Annotated in this window: 24 protein-coding genes and 1 tRNA gene; 9 read left to right on the top strand and 16 right to left on the bottom strand. The window is 68.8% G+C overall.

Annotation, left to right across the window (positions count from 1 at the left end; genetic code table 11):
- Positions 1-84: 84 nt before the first annotated feature.
- The gene (hisD, locus tag ACMGER_RS00955) at positions 85-1,377 is read right to left on the bottom strand and encodes a histidinol dehydrogenase (RefSeq protein ID WP_436810256.1); all 1,293 of its coding nucleotides are present in this window, start codon (positions 1,375-1,377) and stop codon (positions 85-87) included.
- Positions 1,374-2,033 carry an ATP phosphoribosyltransferase gene (gene hisG, locus ACMGER_RS00950; RefSeq protein WP_436810255.1) on the bottom strand — a complete coding sequence of 220 codons (660 nt, stop codon included), beginning with the start codon at positions 2,031-2,033 and terminating at the stop codon, positions 1,374-1,376. The genes hisD and hisG overlap by 4 nt, the downstream gene beginning before the upstream one ends.
- A 54-nt stretch (positions 2,034-2,087) precedes the next feature.
- Between hisG and ACMGER_RS00945 the strand changes: the two genes are divergently transcribed.
- Entirely contained in the window at positions 2,088-3,188 is a 1,101-nt protein-coding gene (locus ACMGER_RS00945) for a DUF2332 domain-containing protein (RefSeq protein WP_436810254.1), read from the top strand.
- Between the two features lie 118 nt (positions 3,189-3,306).
- Here ACMGER_RS00945 and ACMGER_RS00940 read toward each other — a convergent pair whose 3' ends face one another.
- From ACMGER_RS00940 to ACMGER_RS00925, 4 genes are all read right to left on the bottom strand, one after another.
- Positions 3,307-4,191, bottom strand: coding sequence for an alpha/beta fold hydrolase (locus ACMGER_RS00940; RefSeq protein ID WP_436810253.1), 885 nt, complete (start codon positions 4,189-4,191; stop codon positions 3,307-3,309).
- Between the two features lie 121 nt (positions 4,192-4,312).
- Positions 4,313-5,215 (bottom strand): pirin family protein, encoded by a 903-nt coding sequence (locus ACMGER_RS00935; RefSeq protein ID WP_436810252.1) that lies wholly within the window; start codon positions 5,213-5,215, stop codon positions 4,313-4,315.
- Positions 5,212-5,922: a glutathione S-transferase gene (locus ACMGER_RS00930; protein WP_436810251.1), complete on the bottom strand. Its 711-nt coding sequence runs from the start codon at positions 5,920-5,922 to the stop codon at positions 5,212-5,214. The genes ACMGER_RS00935 and ACMGER_RS00930 overlap by 4 nt, the downstream gene beginning before the upstream one ends.
- Entirely contained in the window at positions 5,922-6,209 is a 288-nt protein-coding gene (locus tag ACMGER_RS00925) for a BolA family protein (protein ID WP_436810250.1), read from the bottom strand. Before ACMGER_RS00925 ends, ACMGER_RS00930 begins: the two co-directional genes overlap by 1 nt.
- A 106-nt stretch (positions 6,210-6,315) precedes the next feature.
- Here ACMGER_RS00925 and ACMGER_RS00920 point away from each other — a divergent pair, with 106 nt between their 5' ends.
- Complete coding sequence (locus ACMGER_RS00920) at positions 6,316-6,858, top strand: J domain-containing protein (RefSeq protein ID WP_436810249.1); 543 nt, start codon at positions 6,316-6,318, stop codon at positions 6,856-6,858.
- Between the two features lie 43 nt (positions 6,859-6,901).
- On the opposite strand, the gene ACMGER_RS00915 is transcribed toward ACMGER_RS00920, so the two are convergent.
- The 5 genes from ACMGER_RS00915 to ACMGER_RS00895 form a co-directional block, all read right to left on the bottom strand.
- A complete protein-coding gene (locus tag ACMGER_RS00915) occupies positions 6,902-7,573 on the bottom strand; it encodes a dihydrofolate reductase family protein (protein ID WP_436810248.1) in 672 nt (223 codons plus the stop codon).
- A gap of 81 nt (positions 7,574-7,654) precedes the next feature.
- Positions 7,655-8,155, bottom strand: coding sequence for a VOC family protein (locus ACMGER_RS00910; protein WP_436810247.1), 501 nt, complete (start codon positions 8,153-8,155; stop codon positions 7,655-7,657).
- A 24-nt stretch (positions 8,156-8,179) separates the two neighbouring features.
- Positions 8,180-8,938 carry a VOC family protein gene (locus tag ACMGER_RS00905; protein WP_436810246.1) on the bottom strand — a complete coding sequence of 253 codons (759 nt, stop codon included), beginning with the start codon at positions 8,936-8,938 and terminating at the stop codon, positions 8,180-8,182.
- A 79-nt stretch (positions 8,939-9,017) separates the two neighbouring features.
- Entirely contained in the window at positions 9,018-9,734 is a 717-nt protein-coding gene (locus ACMGER_RS00900) for a DUF1428 domain-containing protein (protein WP_436810245.1), read from the bottom strand.
- Positions 9,735-9,928: 194 nt separating this feature from the next.
- On the bottom strand, positions 9,929-10,360 hold the full coding sequence (locus ACMGER_RS00895) for a VOC family protein (RefSeq protein WP_436810244.1): 432 nt from the start codon (positions 10,358-10,360) through the stop codon (positions 9,929-9,931).
- An 81-nt stretch (positions 10,361-10,441) separates the two neighbouring features.
- Between ACMGER_RS00895 and ACMGER_RS00890 the strand changes: the two genes are divergently transcribed.
- From ACMGER_RS00890 to ACMGER_RS00865, 6 genes are all read left to right on the top strand, one after another.
- A complete protein-coding gene (locus ACMGER_RS00890) occupies positions 10,442-11,134 on the top strand; it encodes a winged helix-turn-helix transcriptional regulator (protein ID WP_436810243.1) in 693 nt (230 codons plus the stop codon).
- A 106-nt stretch (positions 11,135-11,240) separates the two neighbouring features.
- Positions 11,241-12,245, top strand: a complete 1,005-nt coding sequence (gene cobS, locus ACMGER_RS00885) for a cobaltochelatase subunit CobS (protein ID WP_436810242.1) — start codon at positions 11,241-11,243, stop codon at positions 12,243-12,245.
- A 43-nt stretch (positions 12,246-12,288) separates the two neighbouring features.
- Positions 12,289-12,567 (top strand): type II toxin-antitoxin system Phd/YefM family antitoxin, encoded by a 279-nt coding sequence (locus ACMGER_RS00880; RefSeq protein ID WP_436810241.1) that lies wholly within the window; start codon positions 12,289-12,291, stop codon positions 12,565-12,567.
- Between the two features lie 4 nt (positions 12,568-12,571).
- The gene (locus ACMGER_RS00875; RefSeq protein ID WP_436810240.1) at positions 12,572-12,958 is read left to right on the top strand and encodes a type II toxin-antitoxin system VapC family toxin; all 387 of its coding nucleotides are present in this window, start codon (positions 12,572-12,574) and stop codon (positions 12,956-12,958) included.
- On the top strand, positions 12,958-14,787 hold the full coding sequence (cobT, locus tag ACMGER_RS00870; RefSeq protein ID WP_436810239.1) for a cobaltochelatase subunit CobT: 1,830 nt from the start codon (positions 12,958-12,960) through the stop codon (positions 14,785-14,787). Before ACMGER_RS00875 ends, cobT begins: the two co-directional genes overlap by 1 nt.
- A gap of 121 nt (positions 14,788-14,908) precedes the next feature.
- Positions 14,909-15,169: a ribbon-helix-helix domain-containing protein gene (locus ACMGER_RS00865; protein WP_436810238.1), complete on the top strand. Its 261-nt coding sequence runs from the start codon at positions 14,909-14,911 to the stop codon at positions 15,167-15,169.
- A 120-nt stretch (positions 15,170-15,289) separates the two neighbouring features.
- Here ACMGER_RS00865 and ACMGER_RS00860 read toward each other — a convergent pair whose 3' ends face one another.
- Positions 15,290-19,915: an NAD-glutamate dehydrogenase gene (locus tag ACMGER_RS00860; protein ID WP_436810237.1), complete on the bottom strand. Its 4,626-nt coding sequence runs from the start codon at positions 19,913-19,915 to the stop codon at positions 15,290-15,292.
- A 56-nt stretch (positions 19,916-19,971) separates the two neighbouring features.
- On the bottom strand, positions 19,972-21,249 hold the full coding sequence (locus ACMGER_RS00855; protein WP_436810236.1) for a PAS domain-containing protein: 1,278 nt from the start codon (positions 21,247-21,249) through the stop codon (positions 19,972-19,974).
- Positions 21,250-21,420: 171 nt separating this feature from the next.
- Between ACMGER_RS00855 and ACMGER_RS00850 the strand changes: the two genes are divergently transcribed.
- Positions 21,421-21,496: transfer RNA gene (locus tag ACMGER_RS00850), tRNA-Thr, on the top strand.
- Positions 21,497-21,901: 405 nt separating this feature from the next.
- On the opposite strand, the gene ACMGER_RS00845 is transcribed toward ACMGER_RS00850, so the two are convergent.
- The 3 genes from ACMGER_RS00845 to ACMGER_RS00835 form a co-directional block, all read right to left on the bottom strand.
- Positions 21,902-22,243, bottom strand: a complete 342-nt coding sequence (locus ACMGER_RS00845; RefSeq protein WP_436810235.1) for an ArsR/SmtB family transcription factor — start codon at positions 22,241-22,243, stop codon at positions 21,902-21,904.
- Entirely contained in the window at positions 22,230-22,673 is a 444-nt protein-coding gene (locus ACMGER_RS00840) for an SRPBCC family protein (protein WP_436810234.1), read from the bottom strand. The genes ACMGER_RS00845 and ACMGER_RS00840 overlap by 14 nt, the downstream gene beginning before the upstream one ends.
- A gap of 353 nt (positions 22,674-23,026) precedes the next feature.
- Positions 23,027-23,494 (bottom strand): hypothetical protein, encoded by a 468-nt coding sequence (locus ACMGER_RS00835; RefSeq protein WP_436810233.1) that lies wholly within the window; start codon positions 23,492-23,494, stop codon positions 23,027-23,029.
- Positions 23,495-23,686: the final 192 nt, after the last annotated feature.

The following is a 23,686-nucleotide window of genomic DNA, read 5'->3' as shown; positions in this document are numbered from 1 at the left end:
GGCCGCAAGTACTGTGGCAAGAGGCGTGACGGCATAGGCTCGCCTCCCGGTGGACCCCGGCACAAGGCCGGGGTGACGGAGGAGCTATCGGCTTGAGAGTCGCATCGCCACCGACCTGGCGTGCGCCGGCAGGCCCTCGGCCTCCGCCAGCGTCACCGCGGCCGGGCCGATCGCGGCCAGCGATGCCGGGTCGCAGGCGAGGAAGCTGGTGCGCTTCATGAAGTCGAGCACCGACAGGCCCGAGGCGAAGCGGGCGCGGCGGCCGGTCGGCAGGACGTGGTTGGGACCGGCGACGTAATCGCCCACCGCTTCGGGCGTGTGGCGGCCCAGGAACACCGATCCGGCGTGGCGGACGCGGTCGAACAGCGTCTCGGGGTCGTCGCAGGCGAGCTCGAGATGCTCGGGCGCGAGGCGGTCGACCAGCGGCAGCGCCTCCTCGAGGCTGGCGGTGACGATGATCGCACCGTTGGCGTCCCAGCTCGCGCGGGCGACCTCACGCGTGGCGAGTTGGCCGATCTGGAGGTCGACCGTATCCGCCACCGCGGCGGCGAGCGCGGCGTCGTCGGTGAACAGGATCGACTGGCTGGTGGGGTCGTGCTCGGCCTGGCTGAGCAGGTCGGCGGCGATCCATTCGGGATCGTTCCTGCCGTCCGCCACCACCACGATCTCGGACGGGCCCGCCACCATGTCGATCCCGACCACGCCGTAGAGCTGGCGCTTGGCTTCGGCGACCCAGGCATTGCCGGGGCCGGTGATCACGTCGACCGGGGCGATGCGGCCGGTGCCGTAGGCGAGGGCGGCGATCGCCTGCGCGCCGCCGATCCGCCAAGCCTCGTCGACGCCGGCGAGATGCGCGGCGGCGAGGACCAGCGGGTTGATCTCGCCCTTGGGCGCGGGGGTGACCATGACGAGCCGCTCGACCCCGGCCGCCTTGGCGGGAAGCGCGTTCATCAGCACCGAGGACGGATAGGCTGCGCGGCCGCCCGGCACATAGACTCCGGCGGCGTCGACCGCCCGCCAGCGCGCGCCGAGCCGGACGCCGCTCGCGTCGATCTCGTCGCGGTCGGCCGGCACCTGCTTGGCGTGATACGCGGCGATGCGCTCGGCGGCGAGCTCGAGCGCGGCGCGCAGGTCCGGCGCCAGGCCCTCCCAGGCGGCGAGCATGTCGGCGCGCTCGATCCGCCAGCCGGTCTCGTGGAGATCATGGCCGTCGAAGCGCCTGGTATAAGCCGCGACCGCCGCGTCGCCCTCGTCACGCACCGAGGCGACGATCGTGCGCACGTCGCGCGCGACGTCGGCGTCCGCCTCGCGCCGGGCGTTGACCAGCGCGTCGAACGCCTGGGCGAAGTCGGGGTCGGAAGTGGAGAGTTTGATCATGCCGCGACCGGTTCCACCGCGCGGCGGAAGGCATCGACCAGCGGCACCACCTCCGCGCGCGTCTTGAACGCGGCGCGATTGACGATCAGGCGGCTGGTGACCTCGGCGATCGTCTCGACCTCGACCAGCCCGTTCTCCTTGAGCGTGCGGCCCGAGGAGACCAGGTCGACGATGCGCGGCGCGAGCCCCAGCACCGGCGCCAGCTCCATCGCGCCGTTCAACTTGATGCACTCGGCACCGACGCCGCGCGCCTCGAAATGGCGGCGGGTGGTGTTCGGGTATTTGGTGGCGATCCGGATGTGGCTCCAGCCGCGCGGGTCGTCCCGGGCCGCCATCGCCGCCGGCTCGGCGACCGACAGGCGGCAATGGCCGATGCCGAGGTCGACAGGCGCATAGATCTCCGAATAGGCGAACTCCTCGAGCACGTCGGAGCCGACGATGCCGAGCGAGGCCGCCCCATGCGCGACGAAGGTCGCGACGTCGAACGCGCGCACCCGGATGAGGTCGATGTCGTCCCGGCCGGTCTTGAATCGCAGCGCGCGCGAATCCTCGTCGGCGAAGGCATCCTCGGGGTCGATGCCGACCCGCTGCAGCAGCGGCACGGCTTCCTCCAGGATGCGCCCCTTGGGCACGGCGATGATGATCGGATCGGCCATCGTGCGCCGGCCTTAATCGTGCGCTATGGGCGGCGCAACAGAAGGAGCGGGCGAGTGGCGAACGAGACGAACAATCGCGGAGCGTTCCGGATTCAGGAATATTACTGCACCCGGATGGGTGCGCCGATCTATGCCGCGATCTGCGCGGCGATCGCGGAGGGGCTGACGCGTGGCAGCCTCACGGCCAAGCGGGTGCTCGACTGGGCGGGAGAGCCGACCCGGGACGCGCTGCCGCTCAGGCTGATCGGCGGACTGCACGCGCTGGTTCGCGCAGGGGCGGACAAGGAGCTGGCGGCGGTGTTCGCGGGCGAGATGCAGGGGCCGGAGGAGATCGCGGCGGTGATCAACCGCGTGCTCGCCCGCCATGACCAGGCGCTGCTGCCCTGGCTCGACGGCCCCCCGCAGACCAACGAACCCGGCCGCTCGGGCGCGCTGATCGTCGGGCTGATCGAGGTCGCGCGGCGCTGGGGGCCGAGGCTGGAGGTCCTCGAGATCGGATCGAGCGGCGGGCTCAACCTGCTGATCGACCGCTATCGCTTCGACCTCGGCGGGGCGGTGCTCGGTCCGGCCGACTCGCCGGTGACGATCGCGCCCGAATGGCGCGGGCCCGCGCCCGAGGTGCCGCCGATCGAGATCGCGAGCACGCGCGGCTGCGACGTCGCGCCGCTCGACGTCACCGATCCGGCGGTCGAGGCGCGGCTCGCCGCCTATGTCTGGGCGGAGAAGCCGGAGCGGCTGGAACGGCTCGCCAAGGCGATCGCGATGGTGCGCGAGCGGGGCGTGCGGCTCGATGCCGGCGATGCGGCGGATTGGGTCGAGGCGCGGCTCGCCGAGCCGCCGGCGCCGGGCGTGACCCGCGTGCTGATGCATTCGGTGGTGTGGCAATATCTGCCGGAGGCGAGCGCCGAGCGTATCCGTACCGCGATGGCGGCGGCGGGCGCTCGCGCCACGGCGACGTCGCCGCTCGCCTGGGTGGCGATGGAGCCCGACCGCGCGCTCGCCGAGCAGGTGGTGAGCGTGCGCGGCTGGCCCGGCTCGGGGGAATGGGAGGTGGTGGCGACCGCCCACGCCCATGCGGCATGGGTCAAGCCGGGCAAGCCGGACGGGCGCGAGCCGGAGATTCAGCTCGAGACGGCGGCGCGGATCACGATTTGACGGTGGTCATCCTCACCCTTCCGGCGCTTCGCGCCTCCCTCCCTCTCCCGCCGGGAGAGGGAAGGGGCCCGCTCGGCATAGCCGAGTGGGAAGGGTGAGGGTGACCGCCGTCTGAAAATTATCGAGCCAACCACGCCCGCATCACGCTCGTCACCGCTTCGGGCGCTTCCCACGGCACGAAATGCCCGGCGTCCACCTTCGCCAGCGTCAGCTTCGGCACCAGCGCATCGAGGCCGTCGAGGTTCGACGGCAGCAGCGCCTTGTCGCCGGTGCCCCAGATCACCAGCGTCGGCTGCTGGATCGGCGGGAAGGGCGCGTCGAGGAAGGCGGGGCGCTCCGGCGTCTCGTCCATCGCGGGAACGACGATGCTGGAGGCGCGATACCAGTTGAGCATCGCCGTCATCGCGCCCGGCTCGGCCCATTGCGCAAGGTAGACCGGCTTCTCGTCCCTCACCTTGTCGAAGTCGGTGTGGCGCATGAAGCTGCCGTCGAAGAACGCCGACAGGCCGATCGCGTCGATATGCTTCTCCAGCTCCGGGTTGCGGAAGGCGCGGATATACTGGCTCGCCTCGCGCTGGGCGGGGTCGTCGAACATCAGCTTCTGGAAGACGAAGGGATGCGGCGCGTTGACGATGATCAGCCGCTCGATCCGGGTGGGGTTCTGCAGCGCCGCCATCCACGCGATCGCGCCGCCCCAGTCGTGGCCGACCAGGGTGAAGCGCTCGATCCCGAAATGATCGGCGAGCGCGATCAGGTCGGCGACCGGTTTGTCGGGCGTGTAGTTCTCCACCCCCTCGGGCTTGGAGGAGCGCGCATAGCCGCGCTGGTCGGGAGCGAGGACGAAATGATCCGCCGCCAGCGCCGGCACCTGATGGCGCCAGGTGCGATGCGATTCGGGAAAGCCGTGGAGCAGGATGATCGCGGGATGCGCGGGATCGCCCGCGACCTGGACGTCGAGCTCGACGCCGGTGGGAAGGGTGATGCGCTGCAGCTGTTCGGTCATCATCCTCTCCCGCTCAATTTGTCATCCCCGCGAAGGCGGGGATCCATTCTGGCTGGCTGTGGTGAGCCTCACCGGCTTCAGCGATAATGGATTTCCGCCTTCGCGGGAATGACGGCGATTGTCACGGATAACTCACCGTCTTCGGCACCTCCGGGATCGGGATGAACTCTTTGTCGTCGCCGGGCACCTTGGGGAAGCGGCCGGCCTGCCAGTCCTTCTTGGCCTGGTTGATGCGATCGCGGCTCGACGAGACGAAGTTCCACCAGACGTGGCGCGGGGTCGCGAACGCCTCGCCGCCGCACAGCATCACGCGCGCGCCGCTTGCCGAACGCAGCGTCGCCGCGGTACCCGGCCGCAGGACGTAGAGCGTCATCGGCTCCAGCGTCAGCCCGTCGAGCGTCGCTTCGCCGACCCCGACATAGACCGCACGCTCCTCGGCATCGGCATCGATCGGGATCGCTCCGCCCGCGGCGAGCTGGATGTCGGCGTAGATGGTGTCGGCATAGGTGGTGGTCGGCGCCCGGCGGCCCCACAGCGATCCCATGATCACGCGCGCCTTGGCGCATTCGTCCTCGACCACCGGCAGGTCGTCGCGGGTGACGTGCTCGAAGGCCGGGGCCATGTCTTCGACCGCCTCGGGCAGCGCGAGCCAGGTCTGGATGCCCGACAGCTCCGGCCCGTGCGCGCGCTCGTCGGCCGGCGAGCGCTCGGAATGGACGATGCCGTGGCCCGCCGTCATCAGGTTGACCGCGCCCGGCGCGATCCGTGCGCTGGTGCCGAGCGAATCGCGATGATCGATCGCGCCAGCGAAGAGGTAGGTGACGGTGGCGAGATTGATGTGCGGATGCGGTCGCACGTCGATGCCCGTACCGGCGTCGAGGATCGCCGGCCCCATCTGGTCGAAGAAGATGAAGGGCCCGACCATCGTCCGCGGCTTCGACGGCAAGGTGCGGTGGACCTTGAACCCGCCGAGGTCGTGCGTGACCGGAGCGATCGTGTGGATGAATAGGTCCTCGTTGGTCATGCCGCATCGAGCTCCGGATAGTGGCGGAAGATACCGTCGGTGTTGAACGCGATCCTGCGGTCGCTCTGCAAATAGGATCGGATGCCGGGAAGCTCGGCAACCCGATCGCGGATGCGGACGAGCGCGGGACAGTCGCCCTCGATCGCCGCCATCCGCCTCGGGAACATGTAACGCAGCCCTTCGACGACCTGGAACAGCGAGCAGTCGGCATAGGTCCAGCGGTCGTCGATCAGCCAGTCGCCGGCATTGGCGTTGGCGGCGGTCTCGAAATGACGGAGGAACTTGGGGATGCGCTCCTCGCGGAACTCCCGGGCGGCGCGTGCCGCCTCGGCCTTCTGGTCCTCGTAATAGAGGCCGGTGCCTACCGGGTGATGCACGTTGTGCACCTCGGCGACGAAGTCCGTGATCGTGAGCTGGAGCTGATGCAGCCAATAGCGGTCGGCCACCGTCGACGGCGCAAGGCCATGCCGTTCGCCGAGATAGAGCAGGATGGTGGCGACGTGCGCGATCACCGAGCCGTCGACCTCGAGATAGGGCGGCGCGAACGGCCCGCCGCCCTTGCTGCGTGCCTTCATGTCTTCGATCATCGCCCGGTCGCCCAGCTCGCGCGCGCAGTCGCGGTAGGCGATGCCCGCCGCCTCCATCGCCAGCCGGACGAACTCGCCGCGTCCCTGGATGCCGGTCCAGTACCAGAGGTTGTAGATCATCATGTCTCTCCGGGAGCACGCGCCCGGATCGCGAGCGCGTGAACGCGCTCGCGGAGCAGGTCGGCCAGCGCCGCATTCACCAACCGCTGGCGCGCGACGCGGTTCAATCCGGCGAAGGCGGGGCTTTCCACGATGACGGTGAAATGCGATTCGCCCGCCGGATTATGGCCGGCATGGCCGCGATGACTGGCGCTGTCGTCGACCACCTCGAGGTGCGTCGGGTGGAGCGCCTCGCGGAGGCGAACGGTGATTTCGGCGGCGATTGGGCCGGTGGCGGGAGCGGTCATCGCGTCTATATAGATGGTTTTGCGAGAGGTTTGAGTGGCGCGCGGAATACCTGGAAAGGATCGTCCCAACGCTCGCTTCCACGGCCGCGTGGAAGCGGAAGGCCGGTTGTGCGAGGAACCGGGCTGCGACGAACCCGGCGAGTTCCGCGCGCCGCCGCTGGAGGGCCCGGGCGCGCGCGGCGAGGGGCCGGTACGCTACCGCTGGCTGTGCCTCGAGCATGTCCGCGCGTTCAATGCCAGGTACAATTTCTTCAACGGCATGACGCCGGAGGAAATCCACGAGGCGCAGCGTCCCTATGCCGGCTGGGAGCGCGAAACCCGCGCCTTCGCCACCGCCGGCGCCGACCGTCCGCCGCGCTGGGCCGACTTCAGCGACCCGCTCGACGCGATCGGCGCGCGCTTCCGCGAGCGGATGGCGGCGGAGAAGGCGCGCGCCGACGGCAAGCCGCTCTTGCCCGAGGACCGCGCGGCGCTGCGCGTGCTCGGGCTCGGCGTCGATGCCGACCGCAAGGCGCTGCGCGCCCGCTATTCGGAGCTGGTCCGCAAGTTCCACCCCGACCGCAACGGCGGCGACCGCACCCATGAGGCGGCGCTGCAGAAGGTGGTCGAGGCCTATCAGCGGCTGAGGAAGGCGCCGGCGTTCGCGTGACCCAGTCCTCCCCGAGCTTGCTCGGGGAGGATTTGGAAGAACCCTAGCGCTCGATCCTCATCCGCTCCTGCCGCGCCACTTCCGCCGCGCTCGGTTCGGCGAGGGCAAACGATCCGATCGGCACCGGTCCGGCCGGCTCGTAGGTCGCGATCGCCACGCCGGTGGTCGCGACCTTGTGGTCGACGAGCCTCAGCGCGAACGGCGGCGTGCCCGGTCCGAACAGCCGCTTGCCGCCGCCGAGCACGACCGGGAAGGTCATCACGAACAGCCGGTCGATCAGCCCCGCCGCGAAGAGCTGCGGATAGAGCGTCGTGCTGCCCTGGATGAGCAGGTCGGGTCCGTCGCCGGCCTTGAGCTCGGCCAGCCGCGCCACGACGTCGCCGCCGACGACATGGCTGTTGTTCCACTCCAGCGGCGCGGCCGACGAGGTGACGACATATTTGGCGACCGCATTGAACTGGTCCGCGATCTCCTTGTCCGGCCCCTCGGTGGCATAGGGCCAGTGCGCGGCGAATATCTCATAGGTCTTGCGGCCGAGCAGCAGGTCGTAGGGCTGCGAGAACAGCCCGCCCATCGCCTCGCCCATCGCCTCGTCCCAGAAGGTCGTGGACCAGCCGCCGAGCGCGAAGCCGCCGGTCGGGTCCTCGCTGGGGCCGCCCGGCGCCTGCATCACCCCGTCGAGCGAGAGGAAGGCGCCGCCGATGATGCTACGCATCGACGGTCTCCCGCAGGCGCTGCGCCACCGCCTCGACCGGCGCATCGAGGACGCGCTCGATCTTGAGCTCATGCGCCGCGGTCATGCGGGCACCTGCTCGCCCCGGCGCGCGGCCTCGATCGCGGCGATGTCGATCTTGCGCATCGTCATCATCGCATCCATCGCCCGCTTGGCGGCGGCGCGGTCGGGATCGGTCGTCGCTTCCAACAGCACACGCGGCGTGATCTGCCACGAGAAGCCCCAGCGGTCCCTGCACCAGCCGCACGCGCTCTCCTGGCCGCCGTTGCCGACGATCGCGTTCCAATAGCGGTCGGTCTCGGCCTGGTCGTCGGTCAGGACCATGAAGCTGACCGATTCATTGGCCTTGAAGTTGGGCCCGCCGTTGAGGCCGACGAACTTCTGCCCCAGCACGGTGAACTCGACCGTCAGCTCGTCGCCTTGCTTGCCGCCGGGATAGTCGGTCGCCGCCTGGTGGGTCGGCCCGACGCTGCTGTCCGGGAAAGTGGCGGCGTAGAATTCGGCCGCCTTGCGCGCCTCGCCGTGATCGAACCACAGGCAGGTCACCAGCTTACCGTCAGTCATCTCGCTTCTCCTTGGGGATCGTGGTCAACGTGCGGGCTCGACCAGCCCGAAGGCGGCGCCCTGGGGGTCCTGGCAGAACGACACGCGCTCGCCGCCGGGGACCTCCATCGGCTCGTAATGGACCTTGCCGCCGCGGGCGCGGACCTTGGCCAGCGCGGCGTCGAGGCCGGGGACGCGGAAATAATAGTTCCACATCGTCGGCTGCTCGCGTCCCTGGCGGTTCATCACCGCGCCGATCATGCCCTCGCCGTCGCTGAGGAAGGCATAGTCGCCCTGCTCGCCCATCGGCATCGCGCCGTCCTTCCGCCAGCCGAACATCTCGCTGTAGAAGTCGAGCGCGGCGGCCTGGTCGGTGGTGGTGAGCTCGTTCCAGCAGCAATGGCCGAGGCCGGTGCGGTCCCATGCCCTGCTGTCCTCGGGGCTGGACCCGCGCATGATGTTGAACTTCACGCCCTGCGGATCCTCAACCAGCGCGAAGCGGCCGACGTCGGGGATGTCGGCGGGGCCGAAGTGGATCGCGCCGCCGAGCGACCTGATCTTCTCGGCCGAGGCATCGACGTCGTCGACAGCGACGTAGCCGAGCCAGACCGGCGGGGTGGGGGCCGGATTGGTCATGATCCCGGCGGCGCCGTCCTCACCCGCGCTGGCGACGATGTAGCCGCCGTGGCCGCCGGGGAACTCGGCGGTGGTCCAGCCGATCACGTCCTCGTAGAAGTGGACGGCCGCGTCGCGATCGGTGGTCAGCAGCTCGTACCAGATATGCGTGCCCTGCGGATTGGCCATGGCACTCTCTCCTTTAGTTGAAGCCTTTCCGTTCGCCCTTCGACAAGCTCAGGGCGAACGGATGACTATGTGCGTCCGGTCAGGCCTGGACGATCGGCTCGAAGCCGCCCCAGATCATGCGCTTGCCGTCGAACGGCATCTCCGCGGGCGGCTTCATCCGCTCGTCGGCCATCACCTTCTCCCAGCCGGCGTTGCGCGCCTCCTTGGACGGCCATTCGATCCAGGAGTAGACGACGTTCTCGCCATTCTCGGCGAGCACCGCGCCCTTATAGTCGGTGACCTTGCCGTCGGGCACGTCGTCGCCCCAGGCCTCGACCACGCGGACGGCGCCGTGTTCGCGGAAGATGCCCGCGGCCTTGGCCGCCATCTGGCGATAGGCCTCACGGTTCTCGGGCATCACCGGCACCAGGAAGCCGTCTGTGTACCCCGCGCCCCGGCCGTCGCCTTCCTCGACGATCGGCTCGAAGCCGGCGAAGATCATGCGTTGGCCGTCGAAGGGCATGGTCTTGCCCATCTCCTCCATGCGCGGGTCGCTCATCATCTTCTGGTTGGCGGCGTCGCGCGTCGCCTTGTCGGGATATTCGAGCCACGAGAAGACCACGACCTCGTCGTCCTTGGCCTTCACCGCGCCCTTCAGGTCGTTGACCTTGCCGTCCGGCACGTCGTCACCCCAGTTCTCGACGAAGCGGATCGCGCCGAACTCCCTGAACAGCGGCGCCGCGTCGGCGGCGTGCTTGCGATAGGCTTCCTTGTTCGCGGCGGGCACGGCCAGCACGAACCCCTCGATATAGGTCATCGTATCTCTCCTGCGTCTTGTCTGTGGCGGCATATCGTTTCGCGCTGCCGCCGGTGGCGCGATACTACGCGAAAGGGCCGGTGCCGGCGACCAGCGCGTGGCCCAGAATCGCCAGCACGGTGGTCGCGAAGGCCGTGACGCCGATCGCGATGCTGTCCCTGAGCCTCATCGCCGGCCTCCCTCGATCCGATCGCTCAGGCCGGCTCGGCGGCGAAGGCCGCCGTCGCCGCCTCGAGGTCCATGTACATCGGCTCGAAGATATGGCCGTCGAGGTCCTCGAAGCTGCGGCCGTACATGAAGCCCATGTCCTGCGGCGCGCGGACGTCGGCCTTGCCGCCGGCCTTCGCCGCCGCCTCGACGATCGCGTCGACCTCCTTGCGGCTGCCGCGGGAGAGCGCGATCAGCGCGCCGGTCGCCTCGCGAGCGTCGGCGACCGGCCGCGGAGTGAAGGTGCCGAAATAGTCGCGGCTCAGCAGCATGACGACGATCGTGTCCGACCATTGCATCGACGCGGCGGTGCCCTCCTGGCTGAAGCGCATGTCCCGGACGAAGCCGAGCGCCTCGTAGAAGGCGGCCGACTTCTCCACGTCGGCGACCGGCAGGTTCACGAAGATCATCTTGGTCATGGCGGCTCTCCCTTGAAAACGAATCGACGAAGGCGTATCTGCACGACTCAGTTATCAAAAGCAACTATGAAGTTAGAAAAAATGACTAAACGAGGAAGCGGCACGGAAAATCGGTGGTACGACGATGCGTGCGGCACCGCCTTCGCCATGGAGCTGGTGGGGGAGCGCTGGTCGCTGCTCATCGTGCGCGAGCTGATGTTCGGGCCGCGCCGCTTCGGCGAGCTGCGTCAGGGCCTGCCGGGGATCAGCGCCAATGTGCTGACGCAGCGGCTCGAGGGGCTGGAGCGCGCCGGTATCCTCAGGCGCCGCAAGCTGCCGCCGCCGGCCTCCGTTCAGGTCTATGAGCTGACGCCATGGGGCTATGAGAGCGAGACGGCGATCCAGGAGCTCGGCCGCTGGGCGACCCGCTCGCCGGCGCACGACCCGTCGCTGCCGGTATCGGCCGCTTCGATCATGCTGTCGTTCCGCACCATGTACGACCGCGAGCGGGCGAAGGGAATCGATGCGGCCATCGGTTTCCGCTTCGGCGACGAAGGCTTCGTCGGCGTGCTGACCGACGCGGAGATCAAGGTCCGCCGCGCCGAGCCGGAGGGCGATGCGGTGTTCGAGACCACGCCGATGGGCATGGCGGCGATCGTCTACGGCGGTCTTCCGATCGCCGCCGCCGAGGCCAACGACATGCTGGCGTTGAAGGGCGACCGCGCGCTCGCCGAGCGGTTCGTGACCCTGTTCCCGCTGCCGCCGAAGATCGAAATCGAAGCCGCTGCGGCTTGACCTTCGCGCCTTCCGTTCGCACTGAGCCTGTCGAAGTGCCGTTCCTCTGACTCGTGCGTTGAGGGGAGGACAGGGGCTTCGAGCTCAGTCCGAACGGTAGCGCATCATGACCGACATCCCCAACACCCAGCCCGACAGCCGCGAGACCACGATCCTCGACGCCCCCGACAAGGCGGTGAAGGTGCGCGAGCTGTTCGGCATCGACTCGGACATGGAGGTCCCCGCCTTCAGCGAGGCGGACGAGCGCGTGCCGGACCTCGACCCGGCCTATGTGTTCGATCCCGACACCACGCTCGCGATCCTCGCCGGCTTCGCGCACAACCGCCGCGTGATGGTGCAGGGCTATCACGGCACCGGCAAGTCGACCCACATCGAGCAGGTGGCGGCGCGGCTCAACTGGCCGTGCATCCGCATCAACCTCGACGCGCACATCAGCCGTATCGACCTGATCGGCCGCGACGCGATCGTGCTGCGCGACGGCCAGCAGGTCACCGAGTTCCGCGAGGGCCTGCTGCCCTGGGCGCTGCAGACGCCGACCGCGCTGGTGTTCGACGAGTACGACGCCGGCCGCCCCGACGTGATGTTCGTGATCCAGCGCGTGCTGGAGACCGAGGGCAAGCTGACCCTGCTCGACCAGAACCGGGTGATCCGGCCCAATCCCTTCTTCCGCCTGTTCGCCACCGCCAACACGATCGGCCTCGGCGACACCAGCGGGCTCTATCACGGCACCCAGCAGATCAACCAGGGCCAGATGGACCGCTGGAACATCGTGGTGACGCTGAACTACCTGCCCGCCGCGACCGAGGCGCAGATCGTGCTCGCCAAGTCGGGCGAGTACGACAAGCCGGGCGGCAAGGAGACGGTCGACAACATGGTGCGCGTGGCGGACCTCACCCGCCGCGGCTTCATCAGCGGCGACATCTCGACCGTGATGAGCCCGCGGACCGTCATCACCTGGGCGCAGAACGCGCTGATCTTCGGCGACGTCGGCTTCGCCTTCCGCCTGTCGTTCCTCAACAAGTGCGACGACGCCGAGCGGCCGCTGGTCGCCGAATATTACCAGCGCGTGTTCGGGACGGACCTGCCGGAGAGCGTGGTGGGGAAAGCTTGAGGAATCGGGTGGACTAACCTACTTAGTCCACAGGAGGTGCGCGATGGCCGAAGCCGATCCGCAGAAGACGTTCAACGTCCACGACGCCAAGACCCATCTGTCGCGGCTGATGGATCGCGCCCACGCCGGTGAGGAGATCATCCTTGCGAAGGCGGGGGTGCCCTATGCGAAGCTCGTGCCGATCGACCCGGTCGACCTGCCGCCGCGCAAGCCGGGTCGGCTTGCCCATCTGCGCGGTCAGATACCAACCGAGATCTGGTTCGAACCTGAATACACCGACGAGGAGCTGGATCGCTTCGAAGGCAAGTACGAGGACGATTGAGCTCTTGTCCTTCCTGCTCGATACCCATGCGCTGCTCTGGTGGTGGCTCGACGACGAGGCGCTCTCGACCACCGCTGAAGAGGCGATGAGACAGCGGGGCGAGCCGATCTTCGTCAGTCCGGTGTCCGCGGTGGAGATCGCGATCAAGGTTCGGAACGGCAAGCTTCCGGCGATGCGGGATTCGCTGCTGCAGTTCGATGAGCTGGTTCGTCGTGACGCCTTCACCCATCTGCCCGTCACCTATGCCCATGCTTGCGAAGCGGGTTTGATGCCCGGCGAGCACCGCGATCCTTTCGATCGACTGATTGCGGCACAAGGGCGTATCGAAAGATTGACCGTGATTACCCGGGACCCTCAGTTCACGACTTTCGGCTGCGAGACGCTCTGGTAATGGCCACCGAAACCCCTCTCGACCGCTTCAAGTCCGTCCTCGCCGGCACTGCCCGCGCCCTGTCGGGCAAGGAGGACGTCGAGCTCGCCTTCACCGCCGACGCGCCGAGCCAGGCCGGACGGCACCTCAAGGTGCCGATGCCGGCGCGCACCCTGCCGGCCGACCAGGTGGCGGAGGCGCGCGGCTTCGCCGACAGCTTCGCGCTGCGCCTGCGCCACCACGACTCGGCCCTCCACGCGCGCGGCGCCCCGCAGGAGGCGGTGGCGCGCGCGGTGTTCGACGCGGTCGAGACCGCGCGGGTCGAGGCGCTGGGAGCGAAGGGCTATGCCGGCATCGCCGACAACCTCGACCAGGCGCTGGCGATGCGGATGAGGTCCGACCCGATCGCCCGCGCCCGCTCGGCCGAGGAAGTGCCGCTGTCGACTGCGATCGGCCTGATGGTGCGCGAGCGCCTGACCGGGCGCGCGGCGCCGGAGAGCGCGGCCGCGGGCCTGGCGTTGGTGGCGGAGTGGGTCGAGGAGAAGGCCGGCGCCGAGCTCGATGCGCTCGGCCTCGCGATCGACGACCAGCGGGCGTTCGCCGAGCTGGTGTCACGCCTGCTCGAGGACCTCGAGCTCACCGAAGGCGACATGAAGCCCGAGGAGAGCGACGAGGGCGGCAGCGACGACGAGGGCACCGAGGAGCAGGAGCAGGACGAGGGCGACCAGGGCGAGGAGGAGGGCGCCGCCGGCGAGGGCCAGGTCGAGGCGCGCGGCGAGCAGCGCGACGCCGACGCCGACGACGGCGAGGGCAGCGAAGAGGCCGACGACAGCCTCGACGATGCCGAGGGCGAGCCCGGCGACGAGGGCGACGAGGGCATGATGCCGGTGCGTCCGAACCGCCCCTGGTCGGACATGCCGCCGCAGTTCGAGTACAAGGCGTTCACCACCCGCTTCGACGAGGTGGTGGCCGCGACCGAGCTGTGCGACGACGACGAGCTCGATCGCCTGCGCGCCTATCTCGACCAGCAGCTCGTCCACCTGCAGGGCGTGGTGACCAAGCTCGCCAACCGCCTCCAGCGCCGGCTGATGGCGCAGCAGGCACGCTCGTGGGATTTCGACCAAGAGGAGGGCTTGCTCGACGCGGCGCGGCTGGCGCGGGTGGTGGTCAACCCGATGCAGTCCTTGAGCTACAAGATCGAGCGCGACACCGAGTTCAAGGACACCGTCGTCACCATCCTGATCGACAATTCGGGATCGATGCGCGGCCGCCCGATCTCGATCGCGGCGATCAGCGCCGACATCCTCGCGCGCACGCTGGAGCGGGTCGGGGTCAAGACCGAGATCCTCGGCTTCACCACCCGCGCGTGGAAGGGCGGGCAGGCGCGCGAGGCATGGCTGGCGGCGGGCCGGCCGCCGCAGCCGGGGCGGCTCAACGACATCCGCCACATCGTCTACAAGCAGGCCGACGAGCCGTGGCGGCGCGCCAAGCGCAGCCTCGGGCTGATGATGCGCGAGGGGCTGCTCAAGGAGAATATCGACGGCGAGGCGCTGCTGTGGGCGCACCAGCGGCTGATCGCGCGGGGTGAGGACCGCAAGATCCTGATGGTGATCTCCGACGGCGCGCCGGTCGACGATTCGACGCTGTCGGTCAATTCGGGCAGCTATCTGGAGCGGCACCTGCGGCAGGTGATCGGCTGGATCGAGGCGCGCTCGCCGGTCGAGCTGGTCGCGATCGGCATCGGCCACGACGTGACGCGCTATTACCAGAAGGCGGTGACGATCATGGACGCCGACCAGCTCGCCGGCACGATGATCGAGCAGCTCGCCGGGCTGTTCGAGGAGGCGTGAGGGTCGCGCCGCCGGCTAAGCCCCTCCCCTTCAGGGGAGGGGTTGGGGTGGGGCCTCGCCCCAAGCGATATGGCCTGCCGCACTGCCCCACCCCCTACCCCTCCCCTAAAGGGGAGGGGCTATGAAGGTCACGTCTCCCCCCGGTGGCTTCGTCGGCCCGGTGAAACGCTCGATCACGATCGCCGGACACGAGACCTCGATCAGCCTGGAGCCGCTCTTCTGGCAAGCGCTGGAAACAGCCGCCGCCGACCGCGCATTGCCGCTGTCCGCGCTGGTCGCGGCGATCGACGCGGCGCGGATCGAGGCAGCCGATCCGCCCAATCTTGCCAGCGCGATCCGCAGCTGGCTGTTCCACGAGGCCGGCACGTCAACGCGGGTTTGAAACAGCCGTGCTCCTGCGAAGGCAGGAGCTCAGGCCACAAGCGACATCCCTGCGATCCAAAGCTCCTGCCTTCGCAGGAGCACGATTCCACTTATCCAGACGGGCTTTGCGAAACGCCTCCTACCGCCCCAGCAGCACCCGCGCCTGGCCCGCGATCTGCGCCAGCATCGCCGCGTTGGGCGCGGCGGCCAGCTTCGCCCGCCGGACCAGCTCGGCGAACTGGCGCACCCGCGCCGCGTTCGCCGTGAGCCACGCCTCGACCGCCGCCTCCGGGTCCTTGCCCTCGACGCGGCTCAGGAACTCCAGGCGAAGCTGCTGGAAGTCGCGCGCGAGACCCGCGATCAGCAGCCGTTCCCACGGATCGCCGGTGGTGATCCGCGCCGACACCGTCTGCGCCCAGTCGAGCCCCAGCGCCTGCCCGAGATGGGTGAAGGCATGGGTCAGCCGAATCTCGTCGATCCCCCGCGCCGCCCCCAGCGCGGCGAGGCCGATCGCCCCGTCGAGCTCGAACAGGCGGACGATCTTGCGCGCGAGCGGCCTGGGCGCGCCGGCCTCTTCCAGCAGCGCGGCGATACGCTCGCTGCCGGCGCGCGCCTCGGCCTTGAGCAGCGTCTTGACCTGGCGGTCGAGCGAATCGACTCCGGGCTTCAGCCGCTTGACCACCTCGCCCGGCCCTTCGCCGGGGCGCTGGGCGCGGAGCAGGTCGGCGATGTGGCTGCGCACCGCCGTCGCCGCCTCGTCGAACAGCGCGATGCGCGCGCCTTCGCCGATCGCGGCGGTCTCGATGTCCTCCCACAGGCCGGGCAGCCCGAAGATGCGCTCGGCGGCGACGAACATCGCCGCGATGTCGCCCATCGACGCGCCTTCCTCCTCGGCGAGCTCGAACGGGTGGAGCACGCCCATCCGGTTGACCAGCCGGTTGGCGAGCTTGGTCGCGACGATCTGTCCCCGCAGGCGATGCTCGTCGATCGCCTTGCCGAACTTCTTGCGCATCGCCGCTGGGAAAGCGGCGTGGAGGTCGGGCGCCAGCTCGGGATCGAGCCCGAGCCCGCGCTCCTCGACCGCATCCTGCAGCGCGAGCTTGGCGGTGGCGAGCAGCACCGCCAGCTCGGGCCGGGTCATGCCGCGGCCCTCCTGCGCGCGGCGCAGCAGGTCCTCGTTGGTGCCGAGCCCCTCGACCCTGCGGTCGAGCCGGCCCGACGCCTCGAGCATCTCGATCACGCGGACATAGCTCGGCACCGCGATCGCGCCGTCGTTCTCCATGGTGGAGAGCGCCAGCGTCTGCAGGCGATTGTCCTCCAGCACCAGATGCGCGACGTCGTCGGTCATGCTCGCCAGCAGCTTGTTGCGATTGGCGAAGCTCAGGCGTCCCTCGTTCATCTCGCGGTTGAGCGCGATCTTGATGTTGACCTCGTTGTCCGAGCAGTCGACGCCGGCCGAATTGTCGATGAAGTCGGTGTTGATCCGCCCGCCGAGCGTGGCGAAGGCGATGCGGGCGGCCTGCGTCACGCCCAGGTTCGCGCCCTCGCCGATCACCTTCGCGCGCACCTGCTCGGCATCGACGCGGAGGCGATCGTTGGCGGGATCGCCGACGGCCACGTTGTTCTCCGCCGCCGCCTTCACATAGGTGCCGATGCCGCCGAACCAGATCAGGTCGACCGGCGCCTTGAGGATCGCCGAGATCAGCGCGCCGGGCTCGTAGCTGCCGGGGGCGAGGCCCAGCACCTCGGCTGCCTGCTTGGAAAGCTTGATCGTCTTCTCGGTGCGCGCGAACACGCCGCCGCCCTTGGAGATGAGCTTGGGGTCGTAGTCGGCCCAGCTCGACCGCGGCAGCGCGAACATGCGCGCGCGCTCCTGCCAGCTCGCCTCCGGATCGGGCGAGGGGTCGATGAAGATGTGGCGGTGGTCGAACGCCGCGACCAGCCTGATCGCCTTCGACAGCAGCATCCCGTTGCCGAAAACGTCGCCCGACATGTCGCCGCAGCCGACCACGCTGACCGGCTGGCTCTGGACGTCGATCCCCATCTCGCGGAAGTGGCGCTGGACCGAGATCCAGCCGCCCTTGGCGGTGATCCCCATCGCCTTGTGGTCATAGCCGTGCCCGCCGCCCGAGGCGAAGGCGTCGCCCAGCCAGAAGTTGCGGCCGATCGCGATCTCGTTGGCGACGTCGCTGAAGGTCGCGGTGCCCTTGTCGGCGGCGACGACGAAATAGGGGTCCTCGCCGTCGAGCACGCGCACCTTGTCGGGGTGCGCCACCTTGCCCTCGACGATGTTGTCGGTGACCGACAAGAGGGTGCGGATGAAGATGCGGTAGCTCTCGGTCCCTTCCGCCAGCCAGGCGTCGCGGTTCGACGGCGCCGGCAGCAGCTTGGGGTAGAAGCCGCCCTTGGCCCCCGTCGGCACGATCACCGCGTTCTTGACGCGCTGCGCCTTCATCAGGCCGAGGATCTCGGTGCGGAAGTCGTCGCGCCGGTCGGACCACCTGAGCCCGCCGCGCGCGACCGGGCCGGCGCGCAGGTGGATGCCCTCGACGCGCGGGCTGTAGACCCAGATCTCGCGCCACGGCAGCGGCGCCGGCAGGCCCGGCACCCTGGCGCTGTCGAGCTTGAAGGCGAGCGCCTCGGCGGCCGCCGGCGCGAAGGCGTTGGTCCTGAGCGTCGCGTCGACCACCCCGCGGATGGTGCGCAGGATACGGTCGTCGTCGATCGCCGACACCGCGTCGAGCCCGACCTCGATCGCACGGTCCGCCGCCTCGATCTTCGCTTCCGCCCCCTTCGCCTGCGCCGGGTCGTGTGCCGCCTCGAACCGCTCGATCAGCGCGGTGGCGACCTTGGGCGCCCGCCGCAGCGCGTCGACCACGGTGGCGAGGCCATAGGGCAGGCCCGTCTGGCGCAGATAGCGAAACCACGCCCGGAACAGCACGACCGAGGCGGGCTTCATCCCCGCCTCGACGATCAGCCGGTTGAAGGCGTCGTTCTCGGCGCGGCCCTCGAGCACCGCGTCGACCGCGCCTTCGATCGTCGCGATGTCGCAGCGCAGCGCGCCGCCCGGCAGCGCCACGCCGAAATCATGGATATAGGCCCGGTCCTCGCCCGCAAGCTGGGTCGGGATCTCCTCGATCACGCGGAAGCCGAAGTTCTCGAACACCGGCACCGCGTCCGACAGCGGCAGCGGCCCGCCCAGCCGATAGAGCCGCACGCGCAGCACGTCGGGCTGCGCGGGATCGGCGACGATGCGCACCGCGCGCGACCCGGCGTCGGTGAGCTCGGCGAGGCGCAGGATGTCGCGCGCCGCCTCCTCGGGCGAATAGGCGAGGCGATAGCCGTTGGGAAAGGCATTGGCGTAGCGCAAGGTCAGCCGCGCCGCGCGGGCATCGCCGGCCAGCGCCGCCAGCGCCGCTTCCACCGCCGGCGCCCAGCCGCGCACCATCCGCACGAGCTCGGCATCGAGCTTCGCCACGTCGGGCGTCCGCCCGCTGCCGCGCACGTCGAGCGTGTAGCGGATCAGCGCGACCACGCCGTCCTCCAGCGCGATCGACCAGTTGAGCACGGTCGCGTCCGCCGCCTCGGCCAGCATCTCGCCGATGCCGATCCGGCGCGCGGTGGTGACGTCGTCGCGCGGCAGCCAGACGAAGGCGAAGATGTGCCGTCCCAGCGTCGATCGCACCAGCTCCAGCTTGGGCCGCGGCCGGTCGGCGAGCGACATGGCGGTGAGCGTCAGCCGCTCCAGCTCCGCTTCCTGGAAGGCGGTGGTGAGGTCGTGCGGCAGCGCGCTCAGCGCGTGCGCCATCGCCTTGCCGGTATGGCCCTTGGGGTCGAAGCCGAACTTCGCCTCCAGCGCGCACAGCCGCTGGCGCAGCACCGGCACCGCCTCGGGCGGGCTGTGCAGCGCCGCGCTGGTCCACAGCCCGGCGTGGAGCGACAGGCCGACGGCCTTGCCCGCCTCGATCAGCGGCAGCAGCACCAGGTCGAGCGGCACGCGGCGGTGCACGGTCGAGATGCAGTTCGACTTGAGCAGCAGCGGCGCCGCGCCGCCCTTCTCGAACCATTCGAGCGCGAGCTTGCGCGAGGCGTCGGCGAGCAGCGGCACCGCCAGCTCGTGGCGGGCGAGGCCGAGCCGGTTGTTGGCCTTGCCGTCCCGCTGCCATTGCTCGTGGCCGAGCAGCGTCATGTTCTTGTCGTGGAACCATTGGAGCAGCTGCGCGCCCTCGACGTTGTCGGTCGCCGTCAGCCGCTCGGCATCGAGGCGCATCGCCGCCTGCAGCGCCGGCCAGTCGTCGACGGCGCTGCGGACATGGCCGAGGTTGCGCTCCAGCTCGGCGATCAGCGCGTTGCGCGTGCGCGCCTCGGCGCGGCGCAGCTCGATGTAGATCATCGATTCGCGCCCGCCCTCGCCGATCGCGGTCAGCGTGCCCTTGGCATCGCGCGTGACGGGGAGGACGGGGTGGATGATGCGGTCGATCTGGATGTCATGGGCGGCGATCGTCGCCGCGATCGAATCGACCAGGAACGGCATGTCGTCGTTGACGACGGCGAGCCGCATCCGGCGCTCGCGCCCCTCCGCCTCGATCGGCTCCAGCGCGATCGCCGGCCGGCCGGGCGGGCGGGTCGCGCCTGCCCCGGCGACGAAGCCGGCGGCTTCGGCCCGGTCCGCCTTGCTCAGTCCTTCGATCTCTCCCGGGAGCGCACCTTCGGTCAGTCGGGCGGCGAGCGCCTGCGACAGCGACTTGATCGTTTGTCTTGCCATGGCCGCCGCCTACGCCGGGGATGTGACCGGCTCAAGGCTTGTTGCGGGTGCGAATGTTATGCTGCAGCGCGGCGGGCGGCGCGGTCGGTCAGCGCCCGGTCCTCGTCGATCGCGACCACGTCGAGCGCGCCGTCGGCGGCCTTGCGCGCGAGCAGCACGACGAACTCGCCGTCGACCTCGCCCAGCTCGATGCGCGCGAGCGGCGGGCGGCGGCGCAGCTCCGCGGCGATCGCGTCCCAGCCGCCGGCCTTCTCCGCCGGCCGGCGCGCGGCGCGCTCGGCGGCGACCACGCCCTTGATGCCGCCCCGAAAGCTCTCGAGGAACGCCACCAGCGCGGCGGGCTCGACCTGGCAGCGCCCGGCATGGGTCAGCACGGTGGCGAACTCGGTGAGGCGCGTCTTGTCGTAATCGGCGCCGAACACGAGCTTGACGATCGGCGTCATCGGCGCGCGGGCCTGCGCCTTGATCCCGGCTTCGCCCAGCAGCGCGGCATAGCCCTCCGGGTCATCGTCAGCGGCGCGGGCGAACTCATAGGCGCGGGCGAGCGCGCGGTAGAGCGCCGCGCGGCTGCGCGTCTCGGTCGAGGTGGCGGCGACCGCCCATTCGCGGGCGGCGGTCAGTCGGTCGGCGAGCGCGGCATCGGCCGGCAGCGGCTCGTCCCCCGGAAGCGCGCCCGCCTCGCCGGCAACGCCCGAGCTCGGCCCGTCGGCCCACACCGGCGTGGCGGCGGGCGCGGCCGGCGCGGCGCGATGGGCGGCGGCAAGGTCGGCGGTCAGCTTCGCCTGGGTATCGGCGTCGACCATCTCCTTCCAGTTGATCACGCCGTAGATGAAATCGATCGTGTCCCCGTCCGAACCTGCGTCGGACGAGAAGGGCATCAGGATGCCGCGGTAGAGCGTATTGTGCCCGCGCGTGCCGACGAACTCGGCCTCGAAGCCGATCGGCGCCTGATTGGCGATGATCTGGAGATAATGGTCGGTAAGGCGCGACAGCAGCGAACGGCCGGGCACCTCGGCGATGCGGCCGATGCCGGCGTCGATTCCGCATTCCTCGCGCAGCGCCTTGCCGAGGAACTGGATCCTGGGATCCTCGACGCTCTCGGTGAAGTCGAGCAGCACGCTGTGCGGCCCGAAGTCGGCGATCGAGGCGGGCTCCAGCTCCTCGATCGACGGATAGGCGCGCCCGCGCAGCAGCGACACCCAGTGATTATAGGCGCGCACGTGCATCCGCCGCTCGTCGCCGCCGACGTCGAGCGTGGCCTCGCTCACCGTGCCGTCCCGATCCGGGGTCTCGTCGGTGTCGAACCGATCGTCGATGCCAAGCGAACTATCCATGCACCTGTCCTTCGCCGGACGCGGCGGTGCCGCCCCCATTCGTGAGCAGGTCTGCACCGGATGTGGTAAACAGGACGTAAAGCCGCGGCGGGGCCGCAACGCCGCTTGCGCGAGCGCCCCCGCGCTGCTAAGCGCCGCCGCCTCGACCGGCCCGAGCGGCGCCGGCCGCGGGCCGCCTTAGCTCAGTTGGTAGAGCATCGCATTCGTAATGCGGGGGTCACAGGTTCGAGTCCTGTAGGCGGCACCAGCACCGCCGTGGCTACTACGCCACGGCCCGAACGGCGCATTTCAGCCGTTTAGAAAAGTTCGTGCGATTTCAGAGTCGTAGGTGCGGCGGCCCAATTCGGCATAGAGTGTTCGAGTCCTATGCGGTGGTAAGGCCGCTTAGCGCCCTAAACTTCGACGTTCCGGTTCAGTCTGCCTGATCCTAAAAGCGGTCGTATGTTCAGCACGGACCAACGGCCGAGAATGGGGTGGTTTGCTGTCGGGCAGCTTTCAGGGTGGCAAGCCACCGATGCAGACTTTCATCTGAGCACTAGCAGACGACAGCTCGGCGCCCCGGTTCCAGTCACTCAGGATTGGATATGCTTCCCACAACCAGACATTCGTTCAGCCTGATGAGCTACGTCCATTGTGGACTCTTGATCCTCGGCTACGCGACACGATCGTCTTCAACGACGCCTTTCAAACGCCCAAGAGCGTCTTCCCACAGGCTGGATACTTCATCGAGAAAGTTACGCGCTTCCCGTAGCGCTCCAGATCTGCAGGTGTAGCGATTTTCGCGCCCCGTCCGTACGCTGCTGACCAAGCCTGCATGCTCCAAGACGTGCAGGTGCTTGGCCACGGCTTGTCGGCTCAGGCCAGTGTCGCCGGTGAGCCTGATAATGGAGTGCGGATGACCGGCCGCCAACATCAAAAGCAGCGACAGTCGCGTGGGATCACCGAGTGCCGAAAAGACGTCAGCTTGCCGGCGTAGTGCCTCAGCCTTCGACATGCGCCGCGATGTGTCCGGACTGGATGTCCCATCCCGTTTCGTTCCCTCGCATCACACTTGCGCGTCGGTCGGGCGGGAGAGCGTCGAAGCCGCTCTCGGTGATGGTCAGCTTCGTACCCTCCCCGGCAGGCTCGAGATGAAATTCAACCAGCATTGTAGGAGCCTCCGGAAGATTCACCTCGCCGCCATCAGCATATGGCCAGGTGAACGCGAAATGGTTGGGCCTCTCCATACGAGTAGTTGTCGACGACCAGGGTGCGCCCTCATGGCCAGGGTACGTCATCTTGCCGGTCGTAACCTCGCCTACGATGAATGGACTATCGAGAGCGACGCGGAACCAAGCACCGAACTCCCGGTGATCAGTGATTGCCCGCCAGACCCGCTCTATCGGGGCTCTCAGGAAGATGGTCTTATGAATGCTGTCAGACATGGGCAACCTCCAGGTTGCTCATCAGTAGCCCGAGGGAACGCAAAACGCAACCGAAAGGTTGCCCATCACCGCACCGCTAATCGAACACGGATGCGCTCATCGGTTCGGAGGCCCGCATGGCCAACAACGCCTGCTCTGGCACAAAAACTGCTGCAAAGCAGACCGGGCAGATATCGGCCCGGCCCGGCCGCAAGCCAAGGCATGAATAAACGACCGCATTCGAGAAGATCGAGGCGCATGTTGAACGGCAATAACTGGGCGTTTGCCGCCTGTCCGCTGCTAGCGTGGCTTCGCCACCGGCGAATGGCTTCTAACGGGTGGTTAGGTGCCGGGCGGGTTTTTGGGTGGCGGGGCTAGGAAGCCGCCGTTGTCCAACACGTCTCCAGCTGTTTGAACGAAGCATCTACCCAGGCCGCAAGTGGCGAGCCGGTGTTCGAGCTGATCGTCAAGTTGCCCATGTTATCCGAGGACGGAGCGGTGAGGGAATATCCAATGCCGTCTAACGTAATCGACATCGATTGATCCGGCAGACCATAGGGTGCTGGCGAGGGCATCTTTATATTGCGCATGCCGATGATCACGGAACGGACAGCGGGGCAGGTTGCACTGTCAGCCCATTTGATTTCAGGCTTTCCTCTAAGCGAGCGTTTGGTGAAGCGCAGCTTGTATCGAAATTCCGCCTTATCACCCCTGTCGCCTGTTGCGATCTCGACGGTCTCTCTGACATGACTCAGTGCCCCGGATCGACTAAATTGCGCCCACCTTCGGGGCAATTCGGGCTGAAGGTCACTCCCTGACAGGACGAGCAAGAACGGCAGCATGGAAACCTCCGAACGTCAGCTCGCGAAAACATCGCACGAAACCCATTTGCCCGCAAATGCGTCGTGAGCGGACGCTCCCTTCGCCCAGGGCTTCACTGACGGCATTGCGCCCCAATTGCCGCCATTCCGCCCGCCCGTCGGCGATCCCGAAAGCGGCCGTAGGTTGAGCCGATCGGGGACAGGATAGTGAAC

The sequence above is a fragment of the Sphingomonas astragali genome, assembly GCF_051400615.1.
Lineage (GTDB): Bacteria > Pseudomonadota > Alphaproteobacteria > Sphingomonadales > Sphingomonadaceae > Sphingomonas.
The sequence above is the reverse complement of the archived record's forward strand: the minus strand, read 5'-3'. Positions and strand labels throughout refer to the sequence as shown.

What these genes read in the sequence shown, in the direction of transcription:
- ACMGER_RS00890 (WP_436810243.1), top strand. Translation starts at nt 10,442, where the DNA reads ATGACTAAACGAGGAAGCGGCACGGAAAATCGGTGGTACGACGATGCG.
- ACMGER_RS00910 (WP_436810247.1), bottom strand. Translation starts at nt 8,155, where the DNA reads ATGACTGACGGTAAGCTGGTGACCTGCCTGTGGTTCGATCACGGCGAG.
- hisD (WP_436810256.1), bottom strand. Translation starts at nt 1,377, where the DNA reads ATGATCAAACTCTCCACTTCCGACCCCGACTTCGCCCAGGCGTTCGAC.
- ACMGER_RS00895 (WP_436810244.1), bottom strand. Translation starts at nt 10,360, where the DNA reads ATGACCAAGATGATCTTCGTGAACCTGCCGGTCGCCGACGTGGAGAAG.
- ACMGER_RS00845 (WP_436810235.1), bottom strand. Translation starts at nt 22,243, where the DNA reads ATGTCGAAGGCTGAGGCACTACGCCGGCAAGCTGACGTCTTTTCGGCA.
- cobT (WP_436810239.1), top strand. Translation starts at nt 12,958, where the DNA reads ATGGCCACCGAAACCCCTCTCGACCGCTTCAAGTCCGTCCTCGCCGGC.
- ACMGER_RS00915 (WP_436810248.1), bottom strand. Translation starts at nt 7,573, where the DNA reads ATGCGTAGCATCATCGGCGGCGCCTTCCTCTCGCTCGACGGGGTGATG.
- hisG (WP_436810255.1), bottom strand. Translation starts at nt 2,033, where the DNA reads ATGGCCGATCCGATCATCATCGCCGTGCCCAAGGGGCGCATCCTGGAG.
- ACMGER_RS00935 (WP_436810252.1), bottom strand. Translation starts at nt 5,215, where the DNA reads ATGACCAACGAGGACCTATTCATCCACACGATCGCTCCGGTCACGCAC.
- ACMGER_RS00835 (WP_436810233.1), bottom strand. Translation starts at nt 23,494, where the DNA reads ATGCTGCCGTTCTTGCTCGTCCTGTCAGGGAGTGACCTTCAGCCCGAA.
- ACMGER_RS00880 (WP_436810241.1), top strand. Translation starts at nt 12,289, where the DNA reads ATGGCCGAAGCCGATCCGCAGAAGACGTTCAACGTCCACGACGCCAAG.
- ACMGER_RS00905 (WP_436810246.1), bottom strand. Translation starts at nt 8,938, where the DNA reads ATGGCCAATCCGCAGGGCACGCATATCTGGTACGAGCTGCTGACCACC.
- ACMGER_RS00925 (WP_436810250.1), bottom strand. Translation starts at nt 6,209, where the DNA reads ATGACCGCTCCCGCCACCGGCCCAATCGCCGCCGAAATCACCGTTCGC.
- ACMGER_RS00855 (WP_436810236.1), bottom strand. Translation starts at nt 21,249, where the DNA reads ATGGATAGTTCGCTTGGCATCGACGATCGGTTCGACACCGACGAGACC.
- ACMGER_RS00860 (WP_436810237.1), bottom strand. Translation starts at nt 19,915, where the DNA reads ATGGCAAGACAAACGATCAAGTCGCTGTCGCAGGCGCTCGCCGCCCGA.
- ACMGER_RS00900 (WP_436810245.1), bottom strand. Translation starts at nt 9,734, where the DNA reads ATGACCTATATCGAGGGGTTCGTGCTGGCCGTGCCCGCCGCGAACAAG.
- ACMGER_RS00930 (WP_436810251.1), bottom strand. Translation starts at nt 5,922, where the DNA reads ATGATCTACAACCTCTGGTACTGGACCGGCATCCAGGGACGCGGCGAG.
- ACMGER_RS00840 (WP_436810234.1), bottom strand. Translation starts at nt 22,673, where the DNA reads ATGTCTGACAGCATTCATAAGACCATCTTCCTGAGAGCCCCGATAGAG.
- ACMGER_RS00940 (WP_436810253.1), bottom strand. Translation starts at nt 4,191, where the DNA reads ATGACCGAACAGCTGCAGCGCATCACCCTTCCCACCGGCGTCGAGCTC.
- cobS (WP_436810242.1), top strand. Translation starts at nt 11,241, where the DNA reads ATGACCGACATCCCCAACACCCAGCCCGACAGCCGCGAGACCACGATC.
- ACMGER_RS00865 (WP_436810238.1), top strand. Translation starts at nt 14,909, where the DNA reads ATGAAGGTCACGTCTCCCCCCGGTGGCTTCGTCGGCCCGGTGAAACGC.